The 5,846-nt window shown below is 65.2% G+C and carries 4 protein-coding genes; all 4 read left to right on the forward strand.

Features of this window, described 5'->3' with window-relative positions; genetic code table 11:
- Positions 1-161 precede the first annotated feature (161 nt).
- The 4 genes from deoC to M727_RS0132315 all read left to right on the forward strand — a co-directional run bounded on the left by deoC (position 162) and on the right by M727_RS0132315 (position 5,741).
- Positions 162-1,226, forward strand: a complete 1,065-nt coding sequence (gene deoC / locus M727_RS0132295; protein WP_027155988.1) for a deoxyribose-phosphate aldolase — start codon at positions 162-164, stop codon at positions 1,224-1,226.
- A gap of 16 nt (positions 1,227-1,242) precedes the next feature.
- Positions 1,243-3,615 carry an aldehyde dehydrogenase family protein gene (locus tag M727_RS0132300; RefSeq protein WP_027155989.1) on the forward strand — a complete coding sequence of 791 codons (2,373 nt, stop codon included), beginning with the start codon at positions 1,243-1,245 and terminating at the stop codon, positions 3,613-3,615.
- A 388-nt stretch (positions 3,616-4,003) separates the two neighbouring features.
- Positions 4,004-4,735, forward strand: a complete 732-nt coding sequence (locus M727_RS0132310) for an SDR family oxidoreductase (RefSeq protein ID WP_027155991.1) — start codon at positions 4,004-4,006, stop codon at positions 4,733-4,735.
- Between the two features lie 160 nt (positions 4,736-4,895).
- The gene (locus M727_RS0132315) at positions 4,896-5,741 is read left to right on the forward strand and encodes a fumarylacetoacetate hydrolase family protein (protein ID WP_027155992.1); all 846 of its coding nucleotides are present in this window, start codon (positions 4,896-4,898) and stop codon (positions 5,739-5,741) included.
- The last annotated feature ends 105 nt before the right edge of the window (positions 5,742-5,846 follow it).

Raw genomic sequence — 5,846 nt, forward strand, 5'->3', positions numbered from 1 at the left:
CGCTTCGCGAGGCCACCTTCTCCCACAAGGGGAGAAGGAAGAGCGCCGCGCTGTTCGGCTGATGTCACAGCAGGCTTTTTCCGTTATGACCGCCTGAAGGACTCGTGAAGCGCTGCTTCACGGGCTATCTTCGGCACAGTCGTCGAACGAAAGGGCAGGAGATGAGCAGCACCAGCCGCGAAGCCGAGCTTAGTGCCGACAGATTGGGACCTTCGAAGATCACGCCGCTGCCGGCGCGTACCGCCGCCAATGCGCCGGCGCCGCAGGCGCACGGCATTGCCCGCAACCCGGGCATGAAGCTCGATCTCGGCTTCATGGAATCGATGCGCAGCGTCAACCGCTCGGCGCTGGAACGGCGTGTCGCCAGCCTGACCAAGCGGCGCTCGATCAAGGCCGACAACCAGGCCGCCTGGCTGCTGCGCGCCGTCGCCTGCATGGACCTGACGACGCTGAACTCGAACGACACCGACGAGCGCGTGCGCCGGCTCTGCGCCAAGGCGATCAATCCATTCCGCCGCGACATCGTCGAAGGCCTCGGCATTACTCGCGAAAAGATCCGCCCGGCGGCGGTCTGCGTCTATCACCCCTTCGTCGCCACTGCCGTCGATGCGCTGCGCGGCAGCGGCATCCATGTCGCCGCCGTTTCCACCGCGTTCCCGCACGGCCTCACGCCACTGTCGACGCGACTGCAGGAGATCGAAGCCTCGGTGAGCGACGGCGCCGACGAGATCGACGTCGTCATTCCGCGCGGCCTGGTCTTTGCAGCGAAATGGCAGGAACTCTACAACGAGATCGTCTCGATGCGCGCCGCCTGCGGCGAGGCGCATCTCAAGGTCATCCTCGGCACCGGCGACCTCGCCACGCTGCGCAACGTCATGCTGGCGTCGATGGTGGCGATGATGGCGGGCGCCGATTTCATCAAAACCTCGACCGGCAAGGAAAGCGTCAACGCGACGCTGCCGGTCGGCCTCGCCATGGTGCGCGCCATCCGCGCCTATTTCGAGGAGACCGGCTACCTCATCGGCTTCAAGCCGGCCGGCGGCATTTCAACGGCAAAGGCTTCGCTCGACTGGCTGGTGCTGATGAAGGAGGAACTCGGCCGGCGGTGGCTGGAGCCGGACCTGTTCCGCTTCGGTGCGTCGAGCCTTTTGACCGACATCGAGCGCCAGCTCGAACATCACCTGACCGGTCACTATTCGGCCAATCATCGCCACGCGATGGCGTGACTATCGGGAGCGCCTGATGAATATTCTCGAACGCTATTATGCCATGGACTACGGCCCGGCGCCGGAGGCGCGCAATGAGGCCGATGCCTGGCTTGCCGCGCGTGATTTTTCCAAAGCGCTGTTCATCGGCGGCGACTGGAAAGCAGCGGGCGGCGGCAAGACCTTCGATACCAGCGACCCGTCTTCGGGAAAATTGCTGGCAAAGGTGTCGGATGCCGGAGCTGCCGATATCGACGCGGCGGTTTCGGCCGCGACAAAAGCGCTGCCGAAATGGGCCGCAGCCACCGGCTACCAACGCGCGAAAGCGCTCTACGCCATCGGCCGCGCCATGCAGCGCCACCAGCGGCTGTTCGCGGTGCTGGAATCGATCGACAACGGCAAGCCGATCCGCGAAAGCCGCGACATCGATGTGCCGCTGGCCATCCGCCATTTCATCCACCATGCCGGCTGGGCGCAGGCGCTGGACAGGGATTTTCCGGATCAGAAGGGCGTCGGCGTCGTCGGCCAGATCATCCCGTGGAACTTTCCGCTGTTGATGCTGGCCTGGAAGATCGCGCCGGCACTGGCCGCCGGCTGCACGGTGGTGCTGAAGCCGGCCGAGTTCACGCCGCTTACCGCCATCCTGTTCGCCGAGATTTGTGAGCGCGCCGGCGTGCCGAAGGGCGTCGTCAACATCGTCCAGGGCGGGCCGGAGGCAGGCGCGGCAATCGTCAATCATCCCGGCGTCCAGAAGATCGCCTTCACCGGCTCGTCCGAGGTCGGCAAGATCATCCGCAAAGCCACTGCCGGGTCGGGGAAAAAACTATCGCTGGAACTTGGCGGCAAGTCGGCTTTCGTCGTCTTCGAGGACGCCGACCTCGACAGCGCCGTCGAGGGACTGGTCGACGGCATCTGGTTCAACCAGGGCCAGGTCTGCTGCGCCGGCTCGCGCCTTCTGGTGCAGGAAGGCATCACTGAGGCCTTCATCGCCAAGGTCAAGACGCGGATGAGCCGGCTGCGCGTCGGCAGCCCGCTCGACAAGAACACCGATATCGGCCCGCTGGTCGACTTGACCCAGCTCGATCGCGTCAAGGGGCTGGTCGCGGAAGGCGCCAAGCAGGGCGCCGTCTGCTGGCAGCCCGACGTGGCGCTGCCGTCCTCCGGCTATTACCATTTGCCGACGCTGGCCACAGGCGTTTCGCCGGCCAACATCCTGGCGCAGGAGGAGGTGTTCGGACCGGTGCTGGCGACCATGACCTTCCGCAACACCGAGGAAGCGATCGAGCTCGCCAACAACACGCGCTACGGCCTGGCCGCTTCGGTGTGGAGCGAGAACGTCAACCTCGCGCTGCACGTCGCGCCGCAATTGAAGGCCGGCGTCGTCTGGGTCAACGGCACCAACATGTTCGACGCCGCCTGCGGCTTCGGCGGCTACCGCGAAAGCGGTTTTGGTCGCGAAGGCGGGCGCGAGGGCATGCTCGAATATCTCTCGGCAAAGCTGCCGCTCGGCCCGGTCGTCAAGCCGGCACCGGCTACGACAAAACCTGTCGAGCCGGCGGAAGGTGTTGCCATCGATCGCACGGCAAAACTGTTCATCGGCGGCAAGCAGGTCAGGCCGGACGGCAATTATTCGCTTGCCGTCGCCACCGCCAAGGGCAGGCTTGCCGGCGAGGTCGGTCTCGGCAGCCGCAAGGATATTCGCGACGCCGTCGCGGCTGCACGTGCCTGCAAGGCCTGGCCGGAGGCGACCGCCTACAACCGCAGCCAGGTGCTGTATTATCTGGCCGAAAACCTGTCCGGCCGCGCGGGCGAATTTGCCTCCCGCCTCACCGAGCTTACCGGCGCGACCGCCAAGGCCGCGCGCGACGAGGTCGAGCAAACGATCGAGCGGCTGTTCCTCTATGCCGGCCTGGCCGACAAGTTCGAGGGCCGCGTCCACCAGCCGCCGGCCCGCGCCGTCACACTGGCGCTGCACGAGCCGGTCGGCGTCGTCGGCATCGTGGCGTCCGACAATGCGCCTTTGCTTGGCCTGATCTCGCTGGTGGCGCCGGCGCTGGCGATGGGCAACACCGTGGTCGCGGTGCCGTCGGAAAAATATCCGCTGCTTGCCACCGATCTCTACCAGGTCATCGAATATTCCGACGTTCCGGCCGGGGCCATCAACATCGTCACCGGCCGCAGCGCCGAGCTTGCCGGCGTGCTGGCCAGGCATGACGATGTCGACGGGCTCTGGCTGTTCGCCGATGCCGAGACCTGCGCCAGGGCCGAAGCCGACTCCGTCGGCAATCTCAAGCGCGTCTGGACCGGCAACGGCCGCAGCCTCGACTGGGCGTCGGCCGAGGCCGCCGGCGATGCGTTGCTGCGCCGTGCCGTCGAGGTCAAGAACGTCTGGGTGCCCTACGGCGACTGAGAGTGCGTAGATTGCAATTGTCGACGTCGGCGCCGCCCCTCACCTGCCTGCCGGCATCCTCTCCCCGTATAATGACGGGGAGAGGGCGCTGTATCGACGGTTTCGCCAATGTCCAACGTTGCAGAATGTGCGCCGAGGCTGCGGCCGGCTTCTTTCTCCCCGTCACTATACGGGGAGAAATGCCCGGCAGGGCAATGAGGGGCGGCGCCAAGGCCCGGAAAGGGTGGGGAATCTCCGGACTTGACGGGCCAAAAGATGTTCTTTACCGAGAAAAAACATTTGGCCTGCAGGCGAACATCGAATAGGCGGCGTGGTAGCATCCGTCTGGCACATTGCGCCTTGGCCGCGTGCCGGTAAAAGCCGGGCGGCCACAGAGGGAGAAAAAAGCATGGCGGATCTGGCAGGCAAGATCGTTGTCGTCACGGCGGCGGCCCAGGGCATTGGCCGGGCGAGCGCGCTGGCTTTCGCCAAGGCGGGCGCCGTCGTCCACGCCACCGACATCAACGAGGTGCTGCTCGCCGAACTCGGCAAGACGGCTGGCATCAAGACCCGCAAGCTCGACGTGCTGAACGACGAGGCGGTCGAGAACGCCTTTGCCGAGATTGGCGCCGTCGATGTGCTGTTCAACTGCGCCGGCTTCGTCCACTCCGGCTCGATCCTCGATATGAAGGACGCGGATCTCGATTTTGCTTTGGATCTCAACGTTCGCTCGATGATCCGCACCATCCGCGCCGTGCTGCCCGGCATGCTGGAGCGCGGCGACGGCTCGATCATCAACATGGCGTCGCTGGCCGGTTCGACCAAGGGCGTGCCGAACCGCTTCGTCTATGGGCTGACCAAGGCGGCCGTCATCGGCCTGACCAAATCGGTCGCCGCCGACTATGTCGGCAAGGGCATACGCTGCAACGCCATTTGCCCCGGCACGGTCGAAAGCCCGTCGCTGGAGGACCGCATGCATGCGCAGGGCGACTACGAGGCGGCCCGCGCCGCCTTCATCGCCCGCCAGCCGATGGGCCGCCTCGGCACACCAGAGGAAATCGCCGATCTCGCCGTCTATCTGGCTGGCGCCAGCTATACGTCGGGGCAGGCTTATAATATCGACGGTGGCTGGTCGATCTAAGAGGCCATTTGAAAACTCTCGGGCGCCTAGCGCGGTTTTCTGCGCTTGCCTAGGCTCACGTACTTTAAGTACGCTCCGCTCCGGTTCTCGAAAACCACGCCATTCGCCGCAGCGGAGCGAGTTTGCAAACGGCCTCTGGGTCGCAATCAGGAGAAAAAGAATGAAACTGCTGCGCTATGGCGAAGCGGGGAGCGAACGCCCCGGCCTGCTCGATGCGGATGGAACGATCCGCGACCTCTCCGCCCATGTCACCGACATTGCCGGCAAGGCGCTCGACCCGGCATCGCTCGAAACGCTGTCGAAGCTCGATCCGAAATCGCTGCCGGCGGTTTCCGGCAATCCCCGCATCGGCGCCTGCGTTGCCGGCACCGGCAAATTCATCTGCATCGGCCTCAACTATTCCGACCATGCCGCCGAGACCGGCGCAACCGTGCCGCCGGAGCCGATCATCTTCATGAAGGCAAGCTCGGCCATCGTCGGGCCAAACGACGACGTGCTGATCCCGCGCGGCTCGGTCAAGACCGACTGGGAAGTCGAGCTTGGCGTGGTCATCGGCAGAAAAGCCAAATATGTCACCGAGGCCGAGGCGCTGGATTATGTCGCCGGCTACTGCGTCGCGCATGACGTGTCCGAACGCGCCTTCCAGGCCGAGCGCCAGGGCCAGTGGACCAAGGGCAAGTCCTGCGACACGTTCGGGCCGATCGGCCCGTGGCTGGTGACCAAGGACGAGGTCAAGGACCCGCAGAACATCCCGATGTGGCTGAAGGTCAACGGCAAGACGATGCAGAACGGCTCGACCAAGACCATGGTCTATGGCGTCGCCTATCTCGTCTCCTATCTCAGCCAGTTCATGTCGCTGCATCCTGGCGACATCATCTCGACCGGCACGCCGCCGGGCGTTGGGCTGGGCATGAAGCCGCCGGTGTTCCTGAAGCCCGGCGACGTCGTCGAGCTCGGCATCGAAGGGCTGGGCATGCAGAAGCAGACGTTCAAGGCGGACGAGTAGCGGCGCTCTGCCTTCTCCCCTTGTGGGAGAAGGTGGCCTCGCCCACGGGTCTTGCCTCCGGCAAGCCCGAGGACAGGCTCCGCGAGGTCGGATGAGGGGTGCTCC

It is taken from the genome of Mesorhizobium sp. WSM2561, assembly GCF_000513915.1.
GTDB classification, from domain to species: Bacteria; Pseudomonadota; Alphaproteobacteria; order Rhizobiales; family Rhizobiaceae; genus Mesorhizobium; species Mesorhizobium muleiense.

What these genes read in the sequence shown, in the direction of transcription:
- deoC (WP_027155988.1), top strand. Translation starts at nt 162, where the DNA reads ATGAGCAGCACCAGCCGCGAAGCCGAGCTTAGTGCCGACAGATTGGGA.
- M727_RS0132300 (WP_027155989.1), top strand. Translation starts at nt 1,243, where the DNA reads ATGAATATTCTCGAACGCTATTATGCCATGGACTACGGCCCGGCGCCG.
- M727_RS0132310 (WP_027155991.1), top strand. Translation starts at nt 4,004, where the DNA reads ATGGCGGATCTGGCAGGCAAGATCGTTGTCGTCACGGCGGCGGCCCAG.
- M727_RS0132315 (WP_027155992.1), top strand. Translation starts at nt 4,896, where the DNA reads ATGAAACTGCTGCGCTATGGCGAAGCGGGGAGCGAACGCCCCGGCCTG.